Raw genomic sequence first — 18,337 nt, forward strand, 5'->3', positions numbered from 1 at the left:
TAAGCCTCCATTTTTGTAAATTTTATCACGTATAGGGAAAATGTTACACTGCGCTGATGATGTTCTTAACCACTCTTACGCAGTTTGCTGCATCGGATGAATATCCGTCAGCACCTATTTCCCAGGCATAATCCTCAGTAACAACCGCGCCGCCGATGATTATCTTAGCGTTGCAGTTCTTTTCCTTAGCAATTCTGACCACGTTTTTCATTTCCTGCATGGTCGTGGTCATTAGAGCTGAAAGTGCGATAATTCCTGCATTTTCAGAAATAGCTGTATCAACTATCTTTTCACTTGGAACATCCTTTCCAAGATCGATAACATTAAATCCGTGGTTCTTAAGCATAAGGGCCACAAGGTTCTTACCTATGTCATGGATATCACCGTGAACGGTGGCTATTACTATTGTGACCTTATCCTTGGAATCCTCTCCACCTGCTTCTTTGAGAAGCGGCTCAAGCTTCGCAATACTGAGCTTCATGGCTTCAGCACTGGCAATTAGCTGCGGAAGGAAGTATTTTCCTTTATCAAAAAGCTCACCTACTTCGTTGATTGCAGGCATAAGCACATCGTTAAGAAGCACTTTAGGCTCGCACCCTGCATCTACGGCATCAAGGGTGTCCTTTTCAATGTTTTTCTTAGAGCCCTTCATTACGTCTGTTTTTACTTTTTCATAAAAAGCCGTTTTGGCATCGACTTCTTTAAGCTCAGTACCTTCCTTTGAAGCTGCTGTTTTTTCATCTTTTACAGAAGGTGTTACGGAAAGAGTCTGTCCTTTAGGTACGCATGCAACCTGCACATTCATACCATCGTAACGGTTCATTCTGTCGATATAACGAATATCGGCTTCTTCCTTATGCCTCAAAAGGTCTGATGCAAAAGCACTGTTTACAAGAAGTTCCTGAGAAGGATTACAGATAGCCATTGTAAGACCGTTTGCAATCGCCATTGTTAGGAAAGCTGTATTTATAAATGCTCTCTGAGGAAGACCAAAGGAAATATTGGAAAGTCCACAGATAGTAGCAAGACCTTTTTCTTTGCAGTAAGCAATAGTTGAAAGAGTCTCCAGCGCTGCCTCGGGATTGGCACCGATTGTGGCAACAAGGCCGTCAACAACAATATCCTCTTTTGTAAGGCCATGTTCGTAAGCCTTATTACAAAGTTCATCGATGAAGCTGTGCTTTTCAGCAAGATCCTTAGGAAGGCCTTTGGGTCCAACAGGAAGTGCTATAAACATCGCTCCGTATTTTTTCGCAAGAGGCAGGAATCTTTCTGCCTTATCTTTTTCCAGGGAGATAGAGTTTATAAGAGCTCTTCCCGGATATTTTCTAAGAGCCATCTCCATGGTGGCTTCATCACTGGTATCTATGCAAAGAGGAAGTGATGTAAGAGGCATTATCTCATCAAAAACATCACTCATCATCTGCTTCTCATCGATACCGCTCATGCCCACGTTAACATCAAGAATTGCTGCTCCATCGCTCTCTTGTTGTGATACAAAATCGCAGACCATATCAAGCTTGCCTTCACAAAGCTCTGCCTGAAGCTTTTTCTTACCTGTAGGATTGATTCTCTCACCCACGATCATGAAAGGATCATTAAGAGAAAATGCAACAGTTTCTCTCTCGCTTGTAAGGTATCTTATTCCTTCAGGCTTCCTTGAAGCATCACTCTCGAAGCCTGTGTATTTATCGTGAATTCCCTTAATATAATCAGGATCTGTTCCGCAGCATCCACCAATAACAGTGGCACCGGCATTAAGAATATTCTCCATCTCAGTTACAAAGGTATCGCAGTCCATGTCGTAGCCTGTACTTCCATCGGGATTCATAACAGGAAGTCCTGCATTGGGCTTTGCGATTACGGGAATAGACGTAACTGAAGCAATCTCTTTTACAATATTTACTATTTTATCTGGTCCTGTGCCGCAGTTTGTTCCGATTGCTGCAGCTCCCATGGATTCAAGAACTATAGCAGCAGTCTTGGCATCTGTTCCGAAAAGTGTTCTTCCATCTGCTTCAAAAGAAAGAGTAACCATTACAGCTATGTCTGAAACTTCCTTTGCTGCAATCAGGGCTGCTCTGCATTCCTGAAGACTGAGCATGGTCTCCACTACAAGTAGATCCACCCCTGCATCTACAAGAGCTCTTATCTGTTCCTTATAAACATCTATAAGTTCCTCAAAATCAAGGTCGCCCATAGGTTTAAGCTGTCTGCCTGTCATTGTGATATCACCGGCAACCAGGGCTTTACCGGCAGCACTTTCTTTTGCAATCCTGACAAGCTCTGTATTTATCTCAGTGACCTTATCCTCAAGGCCGAAGTTTTTTAGCTTAATTCTGTTTCCAGTAAAAGTCGGTGCATAAATAATATCTGATCCTGCAGCAACATAAGCGCTCTGCAGCTCTTTGATAACATCTTCGTGTTCTATAAGCCACTGCTCTGTACATGCGCCTGCAGGCAGACCTCTTTTCATAAGAAAAGTCCCGGTACCGCCATCAAGGAAAACAATCTTCTTGTCATTTATAAATTTAATCAGTTCTTCTCTGTTCATATAATGTAATCTTTCTTCAGTATATTTCTTCAAGTTTTGAGCTATTATAATACAGCATAGACTAATTTATCAATTTTAAAGGAATGTATATTTATGAATATCGAAATGAGTATCTGTATAATTATACATTTTTATCCTTTTTAGTCAAAGTTTTTATTTTATAAATTGTTAGCGAAAGCACAATCGTAAGAACAATCACCATAAATGGTCTGGCATACATAAAGGATTCATTCCCATATATCTCAGGATTTATTCTGTCTATAAACCAGCCAAACAAGGATATTACAAAAACATGCATATAATAAACATGTGATGAAATAGTTCTTCCCACAAATTCAAATGTCTTTATGTGAAAAAATTTCTTTTTGCCCATGTTTCTTCCGGCATTCTCCAAGATTAGTAAAGCAAGAACAATAAGAAATGATCCAAAGTAAACTTCCTTACTGTTCCAAATTGAATACTCTGCCATGGTTGAGATAATACCTAATGCCAGACATGTAATGCCTGCCGAAACATTATAGAAAAATTCCTTCTTCGAAAGCTTATCGCTAAACCACACTCCCAGCATTGTGAAGGGTACGCCTACAAAGAGCCAGTTTCTTACAACGTACCAGGTGGAAATACTGATATCAAATGGTCTTATGGGATAATAGGTCTGTAAGAGTTCAAGGACAAAAAGAAGCATCATAAGTGATACCGTAAGAAAAGGCGCCCAGCTTCTGACAAACCTTGCAAATATTATTACAAGCAAATACACATAAATAAGTGCCAATATAAACCACAGATGATCAAATGAATACGTAAAATCGTATATAAACTTACCGGAATTAAAAAGTATCAGTCTTGAAAATTCAAAGCTGTTGTACTTATCGGAAAGCCATTCAGATACTGTATGTCCTACTGTGCAGCTATACCAAAAGGAATATACCGTATAGAAAATCCAGACAGGAAAAAGAACCCCAAGAAGCTTTTTTGTTTTCTGAAAAACAGTCTTTCTGATATCAGATACTTCTATGCAGGATTCCTTTAAAAGATATTTCCCAGAAATCACAAAGAAGAATGGAACTGCAAAGCGTGCAAGGGCTTCGCACAAATCTCCTGTAATACCGGGAAACTTACAATGAATCAATATAACAAATATACAGGCAATCGCCTTAATTTCATCAAGTAAAGCACTATGTGCTGTTTTTTTCATACCCCTCCGGGACACCATATCATTTTAAAACTCCCAATATGATGTCAGATAATACAATATATAAAACAAACTTTAGTCAAGACCATAGTCTGATGAGTGTTTAAGTCTTGTAAGAGCTCTTGCCATGGCAGCCTGAGCAGTATAATACTCCTTGATGGATTTATTCTGTCTCATCTCTTCCTCTGCTCGCTCCAAGGCTCTTCTTGCTCTGTTTCTGTCGATATCTTCGGGCTTTTCAACTGTATCAACAATAACAATAACTCTGTTATTGGCAATCTGAGCTGAGCCCACACCAACGATACAGTCAATCTTATCGCCAATCTCATCTCTTATGGTCATCTTGCCGTTGTAGATAGCAAGCACAAGCTCCTCATGCTCCGGGAGAATGGCGTATTCACCGTCAATGCAGGGCAAAATAATCTCGGCCGCTCTGCCATTATAAAATATTCCGTTTATGGACATAACCTGTAGATTAAAGGTTTTTCTCTCCAAAACTTATCACCTCAAATAAACAATAGCTTTTGTTACGATCACTCAAAAGCAACTATTCGAAAGCTCTTATCTCTCGCCGCCTTCAAGCTTTTTAGCCTTTTCAATTACATCATCAATTGTACCTACATTGAAAAATGCAGCTTCAGGATAATCATCCATCATACCATCAATGATCATTTTAAAGCCTCTGATCGTCTCTTTAAGAGGAACATAAACACCCTTAACGCCTGTGAAGGTCTCAGCTACATGGAAGGGCTGTGATAAAAATCTCTGAATCTTACGTGCTCTGTAAACAGTAAGCTTATCATCTTCACCAAGCTCGTCCATACCAAGAATCGCAATAATATCCTGGAGCTCTTTATATTTCTGAAGCATCTCCTGAACCTTGGTGGCAACATAATAATGCTCTTCACCTACGACATCAGCTTCAAGAATTCGGCTTGATGATTCAAGAGGATCAACAGCCGGATAAATACCCTGTTCTACAATCTTACGGGATAAAACCGTCGTAGCATCCAGGTGAGCGAATGTGGTTGCGGGAGCAGGATCCGTAAGGTCATCAGCAGGCACGTAAACAGCCTGTACAGAAGTAACGGAACCTGTCTTGGTGGATGCAATTCTCTCCTGAAGCTGACCTAAGTCAGTAGCAAGAGTGGGCTGATATCCAACCGCAGAGGGCATACGTCCAAGAAGTGATGAAACCTCTGAACCTGCCTGTACAAATCTGAAAATATTATCAATGAACAAAAGCACATCCTGTCGCTCTCTGTCACGGAAATACTCAGCCATTGTAAGACCTGTCTCAGCAACTCTCATACGAGCTCCCGGAGGCTCATTCATCTGTCCAAAAACAAGAGCTGTTTTCTCTAAAACGCCGGACTCCTTCATCTCGGTCCACAGATCATTACCTTCACGAGAGCGCTCTCCAACACCTGTAAAAATGGAGTATCCACCGTGCTCTGTAGCGATATTCTGAATAAGCTCCTGAATAAGAACTGTCTTACCTACACCGGCGCCACCGAAAAGACCTATCTTACCACCCTTAGCATAAGGTGCAAGAAGGTCGATAACCTTTATACCAGTCTCAAGGATTTCAGCAACAGGGCTCATATCCTCAAGCTTTGGAGGCTCTCTGTGAATTGACCAGTGCTTTTCTCCGTCAAGATTAGCTCCGCCGTCAATGGTATCTCCAAGAACATTGAAAAGTCTTCCAAGGTTCTTCCTTCCAACAGGTACGCTGATAGGACCGCCGGTCTGATAAACAGGCATATCCTTAGCAAGACCTTCACTTGCTGTAAGCATAATGCATCTTACAACATTGTCTCCCACGTGCTGAGCAACCTCCATGACGCCCTTTTTCTCACCTACCATTACCTTAAGAGCATCACTTATGTATGGAAGATTACCATTTTCAAATAAGACATCTACTACAGGTCCCATAACCTGCAGGATTTTTCCTTCGTTATTCACTCGCTCATCCTCTTATTATTTACTAGCGCGATTTTTACGCTGTTTGATTTCTTTAGCTCTCTTAAGTGCTTTGGCTCCGCTGACAACCTCAGTAATCTCCTGGGTTATCGCCGCCTGCCTCTTTCTGTTATACTGTTTTACCAGCTCTCCTATCATGGATGTAGCATTTTTATTGGCATTATCCATGGCCATCATTCTGGCATTCTGTTCAGAACAGAAGGTCTCAACCAAAGTTCCAAAAATAAATCCCGTGATGAAGTTAGGAACAATGTTATCGATTATGGCCTTAGGGCTTGGATCAAAGATAAATTCCTCATTGTAGGCATCAATGATCCTGTATCTGTTTCTGGCATTCTCAATAATATCCAAGGGAAGTATCTTCTCGATCTTAACCTCGCTCGTAAGAGAATTCTTCATGGATGTATAGACTACATAGACCTCATCCAAAACACCGTTTCTGTAATCTTCAAGTATTGTAGCGGAAATATCTCTGGCTCTGTCCAGATTAGGGTTCTGCGCAGTATATCTGAAGTTCTCTTCTATCTTGAAGCCGAGACTTGTAAAATAATGTCTTCCAAATTCACCAACAACATAGAGCTTATAGTTTAGGAGTTTGTTACTCTCTCTAATATGCTCCTCTGCCAGCTTAACCACATTGTGGTTAAATGCACCTGCAAGACCTTTATCCGAAGTAAGTATCAGATAACCTTTTGCCCTTGCGTGAAAAGGAATCCCTTCCGCGTTCTGAAGGAAAATATCATCCACGTCATCGGGAATATGCCTTGATACTCTTGCAATCATAGCCTGAAGCGCATAGAAATAAGGCTCGGTATCTGCAAGCTGTTTCTTTGCCTTACGGAGCTTATTGGAGGAGATCATATACATCGCATTTGTAATTTTCATTGTGTCGCGAATACTGCTGATTCTATCGCGAATCTCTTTTATGTTAGCCACAAAAAATCACCTTAATCCAAATTCAATATCTTTCTCTTCTTTTTGAGCTCCTCTTTGAGGTGTTCATTGTTAATTCTCTCAAACTCATCAGCTGACTCAAGAATAGCCTTCTTTGTAGAATCCGAGAGGTCATTGGATTTAACTATATCTTCAATGATATCCTGTCTGTTTTCTTCAAAATACTTAAGGAGACGGACCTTATAATCCTTAACATCATTTACCGGCACAAAATCAAGCTTTCCGCCGTTTGCACAAACAAGCAGGATAACCTGTTCATACATTGCATAAGGCTTACCCAGTGGCTGTTTTAACAGTTCCATAAGTACGCTGCCATGACGAAGCTGACTCTTTGTGGTCTCATCAAGGTCAGATGCAAACTGAGTAAATACAGCCATCTCTCTGTACTGCGCAAGATCGATACGTATGCTTCCGGAAGCCTTCTTCATGGCCTTGGTCTGAGCCGCACTACCTACACGGGATACAGAAAGTCCTACGTTTACAGCAGGTCTCATACCCTCAAAGAACAGATCTGATTCAAGGAAAATCTGTCCGTCAGTAATCGAAATAACATTGGTAGGAATATATGCAGATACATCTCCCGCCTGGGTTTCGATAATAGGAAGCGCTGTTATTGAACCGCCTCCAAGATCGCTTGAAAGCTTACTTGATCTCTCAAGAAGTCTTGAGTGCAGATAGAATACATCTCCGGGATAAGCTTCACGTCCGGGGGATCTCTCAAGCAAAAGTGAAAGTGCTCTGTATGCAACAGCATGTTTTGACAGATCATCATAGATTATCAGAACATCTTTGCCCATCAGCATGAAATATTCAGCCATAGCCGTTCCTGCATAGGGTGCAATATACTGCAAAGGCGCACTGTCTGAAGCTGTAGATGCAACAACAATTGTATAATCCATAGCACCGGATTCTTTAAAGGTATTTATGAGCTTTGCAATGGTACTAGCCTTCTGACCGATTGCAACATAAACACAGATAACATCCTTACCCTTCTGGTTAAGAATGGCATCCATTGCAATAGATGTTTTTCCGGTCTGTCTGTCACCGATGATAAGCTCACGCTGGCCTCTTCCAATAGGGAACATGGTATCGATAGAAAGAATACCTGTCTCCAAGGGCTCATTAACTGAACGTCTCTCAACAATTCCGGGAGCCGGTTCTTCAACAGGTCTGTAAACCTCTGTCTTTATCTCTTCACCGCCATCTACCGGATTACCAAGAGCATCAATAACTCTTCCAATAAAGGCTTCGCCTACAGGAATACCTGCCTGCTTATAGGTACGGGCACATCTTGTACCCTGTCTTATTCCTTCGTCACTTCCAAAGAGTATGACACCGATATGATCATCTCTGATATCCTGTACCATTCCCTTTGTTCCATCCTCAAAACGAACAATCTCGCCGTAAAAGGCATGATCTATTCCTACAACATTGGCAATTCCGTCACCGACCCAAATGGTTCTGCCGACTTCCTTACCCTCTGCTTTAAGGTCAAATTTATTAACCCTGTCTCTGATAATAGAAACAAGATTCTCGGCATTAGTATTCTGCCTTTTTCTGGTAAGCTCAATTAATTCCTTAAGCTGTCTGGTACGACCTTCATCACTCCAGTCATATTCGAAGTTACCGTAGTTAACTACGAAACCGCCTCCAACCTTTGGATCATGAATAATTTCAAGCTCCAGGTCAGGATTACCAAACCTCTTTGCAAGAGCTTCCTTAATCTGCTCCGCCTGTCCTTCGGAAGGTGCAACTGATGAATATCTGAGTCTTGCTACGTTATCTCTTAACATAAATTAAAACCCCTGATTTTGGTTATTCGCTCTTCTCAATTGCCTCGAAAATGAACTTATTATAAAGTTCCTTATCTGTCTCCTCGTCATGCTTGGAAACGGCAATCTTATTAGCTGCATGCACAACAAGATCTGTGAGTTCTGATACATAAGCATCCTTCTCACGCTGTGCCTCTAACTGTGCATTGTGCTTAGCTTCAACGATGATCTGCTCAGCCTTGGCTTTCGCATCATTAACAATGCGATCATACTCATCATAGCCGTCCTTTTTGGACTTAGAGATGAGCTCTTCGCATTCCTTATCAGCATCCTGAAGCTTTTTAGCATAAGATTCTTTTAATTCTTCTGCTTCCTTCTGCTTTTTCTTAGCATCATCGGTAGCATGGTCTATCTCATTCCTTCTCTGATGAAGGATGCTGTCAACCTTTTTGAACAAAAATAGTCTGAACACCACGTAAAGGAGCAAAACATTGATCGCATTATATACGATGTTCATAATACTGATATTTAACACTGCTTTTTTCCCTCCCTAAAAATCAGGTAAAGAGTATCATGATAGATACAACGAATCCGTAAATAGCGGTTGCCTCTGCAAGTGCGCAACCAAGAAGAAGGAGCTTCATGATCTTACCGTCTGCCTCAGGCTGACGTGCTACGGCATCAACTGCCTTAGATGTTGCGATACCGATACCAACACCTGCTCCAATTCCTGTAAATGCTGCGATTGCAGCTCCAATTGCTGCTAAATTCATAAGTATACCTCCTACAATGTTGAATGGTTTAGCCCGTTGACGGAACTGAACATATGCCCTCGGAAAGGCATAAAAAAGAACTATTTATATTATTGAAATGGTCGACGTTGTGAAAATATGCCTTTCTACGGGCATACATTCAGTTCCGTCAACTCACTTAATAATTTCAGCTTTATATGGTTGTTTATTATTTAAAGTATTCTATAAACGATAGATAGTGGCTGCTTCTTTTATTCTACTGCCTCTTTTATGTAGAGTGAGGTTAAGAATACAAATACGTAAGCTTGGATTAATCCGTCGAAAATATCGAAATATACACTAAAGGCTGCGGGGATGATTACTGGAACTACCATCTTTAAAAGCTCCATGATGACTGTGGCACCGATGATGTTACCAAAAAGTCGCATGCAAAGTGACAGCGGTCTTATGGCAAGCTCAAGAACATTCATGGGAGTAATGATAGCCATGGGCTGCGTAAATGATTTAAGCCATTTGTTAAAGCCCTTTTGCTTGATACCGGCTGCCTCCACAAGAATGATACTCATAATAGCCAGTGAAGCTGTCACATTGAGATCCATGGTGGCCGGTGTAAGTCCAAACAGTCCAACCAGATTGGATGCTCCTATGAAAACAAGCACAACTGCCATGTAATCTCTATACTGAAGTCCCTCTTCTCCAAGCATTCCGCCGGTGATTCCGCGAAGGCCATCTGCCATCATCTCAGCAAGGAGCTGTCTTGTTCCAATATTATGTACTTTCATTCCACTTGTTAAAAATGCAAGTAATAATGCGATAACAGCTATGACACCCCAGGTTACTACAACCGACTTATTAATATCAAAAAAGCCGTTCATAAAGTCAAAGTGAATAAGCACTTTGTCCTCTAATAACAGCTCTTTTAAAAGTCCACCAATATCCATAAAAATAATACCATCCCCATAACAATTTATACTAAAAATACAACTACATTATTATACTTCTTTAGCACATTTTTCTCAATCATAATTGTATAAATATACTAGGTTCTCTTTGATTAAAAATATTCAAATAAAAATGAGTTTCCCACAACACTTGCAGGAAACTCATAATTAAAAATTCAGTTAAGTGAGTTGGCATTATTATTGAGTTCTGCCCGTTTATGGTTTTTCGCATACTCAACGGATGCAGCCTTTGCAGATCTCCTGTGTTTGCCTCTGTTATTTTCCATCTTATTATTGGCCATTTCTTTAGTATAAAGATCCCTGAAGGTAATCTGTTTTTTAGCTCTTTGAGTATTGCCGGATACATTACCCATAAACTCATCAAGAGCACCACCGGCACCGGCCGCTCTCAGCTTTCCTGCGCTGGTTCCCCTGCTGTCTGCATTACCGAATTCATTATAGTTTACGCCCATGACTTTTTCGCAATACTGAGGCAAAAGCTCCTTACACTGGTTATAGGCTTCATTCATTTTCCTGATATCTTTTTGAAGCTTGGCCTCATTCATAGGAGTCTTTCCGGTCATGTAATTCACTACTCTGTCACGATATTTCTGGAAAGAAGCTATGGCGTCTTTGGTATCATTATACAGACCCGAATTCCATCTGATTATTCGTGCATGATGCTTTACATCAAACATATTCTTATAATCATCAAGATTCTGAGGATTCTTCATCATTCTGATGAGATTCTGATCGGTAATATTATATTTTTCGCATCCCTTATCTATGTTGGTTTTATCTGTGATGCCGCGAGTTCCGATTCCATATCTGTTTTGAAGAATTTCAGTAGAAATCTGAGGGTTGCCTTTATCAACAAGTTTAACGTTAGTTTCACGAGCTACCTTAGTTGCCAAACCCATATTAACAACAGAAAGTGCTGCAATTGATAAATCTCTTCTGGTTTCTCCGGCGTCGTGAACATAACTTCCTTTATTGGTTAATGTATACGCATATATATTTTTTTCAGCTTCCTCTATGGCTGTAACAAGACTCATTCTCTGCTCGGCATCAGGTTTTTGACCTTTTATTATTAAATCCTTTGAAAGATTTTCAACAGTCGCCATAGATGACATCATATTTTTATAGGTTTCGCTGTTACTATGACCAAGATAAGAATTATTGGTATCCAGAAGTTTCCTGTAGATAGTATTAAGTGATGCACATTTGTCCATCATTTCATACTCTCTGTCAAAAGCAGAATTCTCTATTTTGAAATTCTGATAGTTCTGAAATGCCTCATTATATCCGCTTTTATTTTTATCAAAATTTATCTTGGTTGAATTCTCAACCCTTATATAGTCATCATTTGAAAAATGTACTTCTTTGGTATCATCGCAAAGGTCAATTTTCGCAGCCAGCTGCGGATTTGTTAGTTTTAAGTACGCTTTATATTTATGCGGTGCTAAAAGAATACGGTTAGATAAATCGTTTCCATCACTGTCCTTTATTGTGTTCGGTGTCAGAGTGCTGAAATTAGTTATTATCTGTTCTGTTTTTAAGCATTCAAATCCCTCGTATGATGTTTCTCCCGCCATACGTGCTTCTTTGTTTTGATCCTTTAATTTTTTATTATATTCGTCAATCTCCTCTTTGGATGCGTTTTTATCAGGCTTTTCCACAGGATGCTCATCGTAATATTTCTGTATTACTTCACCCATCTTTGCACTGTTTTGCTTATGAAGAATAACAAGTCCATCAGACATAAATCTTGCTTTATCATAATCAACCTCGCCTTTTTCATTAGTAGGACATGTTATTGTATACATAATATCAAGAAAAGCTGCCAATTCACCGTCTGATTCTTTGCCCAATGATAGCCTTTTAGTCTCCAGTGTTCCCAAAAAATCCATACTGGCGTTAAATCCATTCGGTTTTACGTTTTTCCACCAATAATCGCAAATCTGATCATGTTTTCGCTTTTCTTCTTCGCTTAAATTTTCGTAAGAATATTTTTCTAATATCTGTGGTTTTGACTGCTTTATGCATGTAATATTTCTTACATAATCATCTCTTTTTTGTTTGGCTTCTTCTGAGTCATCTACCTTTATCATATCGTAGCCAAATCTTGCTTTAGCAGAAGTAATGGCCATAGAAACATCATGTATGGTATCATGACCTATGAAATCTTTGACAAAATTATGATCACTCTCATATTCATGTCCATTCCAATAGTCATTTATTGAATCATCAAGCTTTTGTAAGCTATTAATGAGATTGCTCTGAAGAGGCTCTTTAAACAGTGGCTTACCATTTGTTAAGGTATCTACCTGCTTTTCAGCTTCTTCAAGGTTTCTCAGAACTTCATTATATGCATCAACAATAGGGCTTAGCTCCTCGCGAATGAAGGATATATCACCGCGTTCCAGCTGCCCGTTATGTCTAAGATCCCTCTCGTATTCATCAATCTCATTCTGATATTGTGTAAGATTATTACCGAGAGTATTTTTTAAATACTGAATTAACTGCTTAGCATACATTACATTTACCCCTTTTTACTTCATTCGATAATTGGTCTAACGCTGTCTCTATATATTTATATGCATCAGCTACAAAAAAACCATGGAAAATTTATGTCTGAAATAATCAAGCAAAAATAGCGGATTTAATTACTTTGAAATAAGTATTGATGCTAATTCCTTCACATCTTCAAGCGTATAGTCGGGTAACTTTTCCATCTCTTGGATCATTTTTTCATCTGATTCGCCTGAAAGGACACAGACAGAAACACTTCCTGCATTTTGTGCAACGGCAATATCTGTATATACTCTGTCTCCCACACAGCATATCTTATCATTTGGAATTCCTGTCATAGATGAAATTATATCCACCATGTTTCTGTTAGGTTTTCCAATATATGTAGGCTCGCTGCCGCTTGAAGCAGTAAGAAGCGCACATATACTTCCGCAATCAGGAAGCACTTCACCGGCAGGCATAGGGCATACCCAGTCGGGATTAGCAGCGATGAATTCAGAGCCTTTTCTTAAGAAGTGAACCGCAAGATCAAGATCCCTGTAAACAAGCTCAGTATCAAAGCCCACACATACTACAGGAATGTCCTTATCAAAACTCTTTTTTGTGTCTTCTGAAAAAAGTGACTCATCATCATACATGGATGAAGTAAATACATTTAATCCTGCTGATTTTAATTCGTTGTAAAAAGTCTTTGTACCAACCACCAGAATATGTCTGTCAGAATACTTTTCCTTTAAGTATCTTGCAGTTGCCATGCCTGATGTGTAGACATTTTCAGGCTCACATGGGAAACCAAGTCTTCTGAGTCTATCAACATAATCCGTGCCTGCTCTTGAAGAATTGTTGGTAAGGTAAATGTATTTCTTTCCTGTTTTTTTTAGTGTATGGATAAAATCTATTGCACCGTCGAATACCTCATCTCCGAGATATAATGTGCCATCCATATCAAGAAGAAAAAGTTCACAGTTATGTAGTTTCTCAAAATTTTGTTCAAATGATAATTCAGTATTCATTTTCTTTGTCCTTGTATATCCTTATATGAAAAAACCTCAGGTTTTACCCTGAGGCTTGGTGTTACATAAAAAATTTGATTAAAGATCGATGCTTCCTGTCATCTTGTTGTTAACAACATAGTATGCCTTGTTCTCTTCAGGCTTAACATAAAGCTGCATATCCTTAACGCCCTTTACGCCATACTCAGCTTCGCAAGCAGCCTTAGCTCTCTCAACGAGTTCATCCTGAGTGATATTCTTATCAGCATACTGAAGTTCAATCTTTGTCTTGATAGTTGCCATTGGTATTCCCTCCTCCGAATCAATAAGAATTAAAACTAAGTAAGATTATAGTCTTGTAGTTTTGACAAGTCAATTATCAATCTTCTGTTTTTCGTACAATATGATCCTTATCTTTGAAGATACTCTTTGAGGGAATGCAGCCTCTTACAGAAGAAAGAGGATAAATATTTGTCTCTCTTCCGATAACTGTTCCGGGATTAAGTACACTGCCACAGCCAACTTCCACATTGTCTCCAAGCATTGCACCAAACTTCTTAAGGCCTGTCTCAACCTGGTCTTCCTTGCCGTTCTTAACCACAACAAGTTTTTTATCGGACTTCACATTAGATGTAATGGAGCCTGCTCCCATGTGAGATTTAAAACCAAGAATAGAATCTCCCACATAGTTGTAGTGAGGAACCTGCACTTTGTTAAACAGAATAACATTCTTAAGCTCTGTTGAATTACCGACAACCGCTCCCTTACCAACAATAGCACTACCTCTGATGAATGCGCAGTGTCTTACCTCTGCTTCTTCATCAATGATGCAGGGACCTGCTATATAAGCTGAATCATAAACAATCGCACTCTTGGCGATCCAGATATTCTCGCCCTTCTTTTCATACTTATCCTGAGGAAGCTTATTTCCAAGCTCTATGATAAAATCTTTTATTTTGGGAAGTATCTCCCAGGGATATTTTGCGCTTCTCATAAGATCTGCAGCAATTGTCTCATTTAAATCATATAATTTCTCAATAGAATACTGCTCCATTTTAGTCTCCTCTCATGGATAAATTTATAAAAATAGAATATATCAATGCTCATTCAAAATCAAAGACTATATTGAACTGCTCATCAAATTTTAATGCAGCATCAAAGGTTGTTCCCTTCTTACTGGTAAAGCCTGTAATCTTATCTGTCTTTTTCTCAGTAAGAAGCTTTGTGAAATCCTCTTTACTCAGAGTTACACCTGCAATCTTTCCTACAAAGAATTTACAGCCATCCTCTTCCTTTTTGTAATCTTCACATCTGTATCCCATGAAGCCCTTAATGATTCTCTTTCCACACTTAGGACATTTGAGATTTTCAAGTGTTTCGTCTTCATTTTCAAATACGAATTTAAGACCTTCTATCTTACCATCCTCAGTCTTATTAAGGGTGAGCTTTGCATCAAACTTTTTACCGGACTTGGATTTAAAGCCTGTGATCAGATCTGTGATTCCATTTGTCAAAAGTGCTTTGACCTGTGCATCCTTAAGCTTAACTCCCGAGATACTTCCAATGTTGAATTTACAACTGTTTTCAGGATCGTCCTTTTTATAATTCTTACAGCCATATCCAAAGGAGGTTTTTACAATCTCTCCGCCGCATATAGGACAGGTAACATCCTTAAGAGTCTGCTGTTCCACATTATCAAAATCAAATGCAATTTCAGATGCACCGCTTTCATTTTTCTTAAGAACAAGGCATGCGTCGAACTTCTTTCCTGCTTTACTCTTAAAGCCGCGAATCGTAGAAGTATGGCCTGTACTTAAAAGCTCCTTTACATTGCTCTCCGTAAGCTGCTTCTGACAAATCTTACCAACAAAGAACTTACAGGACTGTGGATCATCCATCTTAAAGTTCTCACAGCCAAAGCCCTTGGTCTTTTTGATAATTCGACCGCCGCAATCAGGGCATACAACATCTGCCACATAATCAGGCTCTATTCCATCAAAATTAAAGGCTACACCGATCTTGCCATCTTCACCGGGTTTAAGCAGAAGCTTGGCACTAAAAGCTGTTTTGGATTTAGACTTAAATCCCTTTATTACATCCGTTTCTTCGCCGCGAAGCAAAGTTAAAACCTGTTCCTTTGTCAGGGTCTTGCCTGCAATCTCACCGATATTGAAATAGCAGCTGTTCTCTTCGTTTCTGCGATTTTCACAGGCATATCCATAACCGGTTTTAACAATTCTTCCGCCGCAGACAGGGCATTTCACATCTTCAAGATATTCATCGGGAACTTCGTCAAAATTAAAGCCCACGTTATACTTACCGTTTTCATCCTTGGAAAGCTGCAAGGTTGCACTGAAGGGCTTTTTATTTTTTCCTGCAAAACCTGAAAGGACGCCGGTTTTCCCTTCTGTGATGAGAGTTTTAGCTTCATCTTCAGTGAGCTCACGACCTGCGATAGTACCAATACTGAAGTTACACTTTATGTTTTCATCAAAATAGTTACTGCATCCATAGCCAAAGGTAGTGGTTGTAATCTCACCGCCGCAGACAGGACACTTTACACCTATGGGGCGTCTTGCCACGGCTCCCTTTGCCTTATTTCCAGCAAGAGGGCTGATATTTTTAATAATATCCTGAGTAAGATCTTTTTCTATTATCTTCTGAGTCTCTCGCCTTATGTAACTCTCAAGCTTTGTTCTGTATTCTTTACCGTTAACAGAGCCGTTGTAAATACCTTCAAGGCCCTTCTCCCAGCTGGCTGTCATATCGGGGTTAAGGATTGTAGGCAACGTTAGAACCACAATCTCATAGATCATCTCACCAAGAGTTCCGGGAGTAACAATCTGATTCTTACTCTGGTTCAGGTATTTGATGGTTATAAGCTTTTTAATGATCTCAGCTCTTGTTGCGGATGTGCCGATACCGGTATTTTTTATCTGCTCTCTAAGTTCTTCATCCTCGATGAGGTTACCGGCATTTTCCATGGCAAGAATAAGGGTTCCTGTCGTGTATCTCTTTGGCGGAGCCGTCTTACCCTCTTTTAAATCATATCCGTTTACACTTATGGTATCCCCTTCTTTTGCACTCTCAACGAACTTAACAAAATCCTCTTTAGAGATACCTGCATCATCTTCTTCCTCGGTCTTATCTGAATCGTTCCCCTTATCCTGAGGAAGTCCCATTACCTCTAAATAACCGGGAGACATAAGAAGCTTTGCTGTTGCAAAAAATCTCTCGCCATCAACCATAATCTGGAGCTTTGCTGTTTTATACTCAGCAGGCGGATAAAATATCGCAACAAACCTTCTGCAAATAAGCTCATATACGCTCTTTGAAAGTGGTGATAATGAATTAACAGCCCCTGTCTGACCTGTAGGGATTATTGCATAGTGATCCGTAACCTTGGAATCATCTGTATAGGGCGGTCTGTCTATGCCCTTATATAAGCCGTTCTGAAGAACATTATTAACATATCCGGAAATTCCCTGGAGACTTGTAAGTCCTCGAAGATTCTTGGTAATCTCTTTTGCAACGGCTTTTGTAAGCACTCTTGCATCGGTTCTGGGATAAGTTGTGAGCTTTTTCTCATATAACTCCTGTGCCACGGCCAGGGTCTGTGAAGGGTCAATCTTGAATCTCTTTGAGCACTCTGCCTGAAGCTCAGCAAGGTTAAAAAGAAGCGGTGCTTTCTTCTTACTTTTTCCTATTTCGATACTGTCAATAACAGCTTCTTTCCCTGTAAGAGAATCTATTAATGCTCTTGCATCGTCTTCTTTTTTAAAGCCATTTTCTTTATAGAGAAGAGGCGATTCAAAATACTTACTGCCTTCTACAGCTCTCCACTCAGCGTTTATACCTGCTTCGGAAAATGAACCTACTATTCTGTAAAATGAAGTCTCTGTGAAATTCCTAATCTCACGCTCTCTCCTTACTACCATTCCAAGGACGCAGGTCATTACACGGCCAATTGCAATTGCAGTATAGGAATTGGTGGCAGCAGCATCATTTATAAGCCTTCCGTATTTTACAGAAAGAGCTCTTGAAAAATTGATACCAAGGCTGTAGTCCTCAATAGCACGCATGATTCCTGACTCACCTAGAAGCGCGTAATCAGACATGGGCTTCGCCTCTGCAATTCCTCTTTTTATCTCATCATCAGTCTGAGAATCAATCCACACTCGAAGCTCAGTCATGCCATCTCTGACACCGCCAAAGTTCCTTATATTTTCTTCAATTGTCTGTCCTTCTTTTCCCGAGTCTCCTGCCCAGTAAACAACATCGATATCTTCTCTGTGAAGAAGTCCTGTTACGGTGTTGTACTGCTCAGCATTTCTTTTTATGACATCATACTTGTATTTTTCAGGAAGAAAAGGAAGATCTTCAAGCTTCCATTTTTTATATTTAATGTCGTAATCCTCAGGGTACACCATCTCTACAAGATGGCCGTAACACCAGGTTATTACGTACTGATCGTTTTCTATATAATTATTTGTTTTCCCCGATACTCCCAAAACTCTTGCGAAATCTCTGGCAACTGATGGTTTCTCAGTAATTATCAGTTTCTTAGGCAATTCCTTTTGCTAGTCCTTTCGAATTTAGAGATTGCGATAAAAAATCCAGAGATCATAGTTGTCATAACAGATCTCTGGATAACTTATAATCACA

The 18,337-nt window shown here is 39.8% G+C and carries 14 protein-coding genes; all 14 read right to left on the reverse strand.

Annotated features, from left to right (window positions below):
- Positions 1-43: 43 nt before the first annotated feature.
- The 14 genes from G610_RS0103170 to G610_RS19545 all read right to left on the reverse strand — a co-directional run bounded on the left by G610_RS0103170 (position 44) and on the right by G610_RS19545 (position 18,243).
- The gene (locus G610_RS0103170) at positions 44-2,554 is read right to left on the reverse strand and encodes a homocysteine S-methyltransferase family protein (protein WP_026523624.1); all 2,511 of its coding nucleotides are present in this window, start codon (positions 2,552-2,554) and stop codon (positions 44-46) included.
- A gap of 121 nt (positions 2,555-2,675) precedes the next feature.
- On the reverse strand, positions 2,676-3,749 hold the full coding sequence (locus G610_RS0103175; protein WP_026523625.1) for an acyltransferase family protein: 1,074 nt from the start codon (positions 3,747-3,749) through the stop codon (positions 2,676-2,678).
- Between the two features lie 72 nt (positions 3,750-3,821).
- Positions 3,822-4,241, reverse strand: coding sequence for an ATP synthase F1 subunit epsilon (gene atpC / locus G610_RS0103180; RefSeq protein ID WP_026523626.1), 420 nt, complete (start codon positions 4,239-4,241; stop codon positions 3,822-3,824).
- Positions 4,242-4,307: 66 nt separating this feature from the next.
- Positions 4,308-5,711, reverse strand: coding sequence for a F0F1 ATP synthase subunit beta (gene atpD, locus G610_RS0103185; RefSeq protein WP_026523627.1), 1,404 nt, complete (start codon positions 5,709-5,711; stop codon positions 4,308-4,310).
- Positions 5,712-5,726: 15 nt separating this feature from the next.
- On the reverse strand, positions 5,727-6,665 hold the full coding sequence (gene atpG / locus G610_RS0103190) for an ATP synthase F1 subunit gamma (RefSeq protein ID WP_026523628.1): 939 nt from the start codon (positions 6,663-6,665) through the stop codon (positions 5,727-5,729).
- 11 nt (positions 6,666-6,676) lie between these two features.
- Positions 6,677-8,476 (reverse strand): F0F1 ATP synthase subunit alpha, encoded by a 1,800-nt coding sequence (atpA, locus tag G610_RS0103195; protein ID WP_026523629.1) that lies wholly within the window; start codon positions 8,474-8,476, stop codon positions 6,677-6,679.
- Between the two features lie 22 nt (positions 8,477-8,498).
- Positions 8,499-8,990 (reverse strand): ATP synthase F0 subunit B, encoded by a 492-nt coding sequence (locus G610_RS0103200; RefSeq protein WP_155830940.1) that lies wholly within the window; start codon positions 8,988-8,990, stop codon positions 8,499-8,501.
- A 22-nt stretch (positions 8,991-9,012) separates the two neighbouring features.
- Positions 9,013-9,228, reverse strand: coding sequence for an ATP synthase F0 subunit C (gene atpE, locus G610_RS0103205; protein WP_026494584.1), 216 nt, complete (start codon positions 9,226-9,228; stop codon positions 9,013-9,015).
- Between the two features lie 230 nt (positions 9,229-9,458).
- On the reverse strand, positions 9,459-10,142 hold the full coding sequence (locus tag G610_RS0103210; RefSeq protein WP_026523630.1) for a F0F1 ATP synthase subunit A: 684 nt from the start codon (positions 10,140-10,142) through the stop codon (positions 9,459-9,461).
- 182 nt (positions 10,143-10,324) lie between these two features.
- Positions 10,325-12,685, reverse strand: a complete 2,361-nt coding sequence (locus tag G610_RS0103215; RefSeq protein ID WP_026523631.1) for a hypothetical protein — start codon at positions 12,683-12,685, stop codon at positions 10,325-10,327.
- 129 nt (positions 12,686-12,814) lie between these two features.
- A complete protein-coding gene (locus tag G610_RS0103220) occupies positions 12,815-13,693 on the reverse strand; it encodes an HAD-IIA family hydrolase (protein WP_026523632.1) in 879 nt (292 codons plus the stop codon).
- A gap of 78 nt (positions 13,694-13,771) precedes the next feature.
- Entirely contained in the window at positions 13,772-13,975 is a 204-nt protein-coding gene (locus tag G610_RS0103225) for a DUF6465 family protein (RefSeq protein WP_026523633.1), read from the reverse strand.
- A gap of 76 nt (positions 13,976-14,051) precedes the next feature.
- Positions 14,052-14,726: a UDP-N-acetylglucosamine pyrophosphorylase gene (locus tag G610_RS0103230; protein WP_026523634.1), complete on the reverse strand. Its 675-nt coding sequence runs from the start codon at positions 14,724-14,726 to the stop codon at positions 14,052-14,054.
- A gap of 49 nt (positions 14,727-14,775) precedes the next feature.
- The gene (locus G610_RS19545; protein ID WP_035796762.1) at positions 14,776-18,243 is read right to left on the reverse strand and encodes a DNA topoisomerase III; all 3,468 of its coding nucleotides are present in this window, start codon (positions 18,241-18,243) and stop codon (positions 14,776-14,778) included.
- Positions 18,244-18,337: the final 94 nt, after the last annotated feature.

The sequence above is a fragment of the Butyrivibrio sp. MB2005 genome (assembly GCF_000424285.1).
In the GTDB taxonomy this organism is placed as follows: Bacteria; Bacillota; Clostridia; order Lachnospirales; family Lachnospiraceae; genus Butyrivibrio.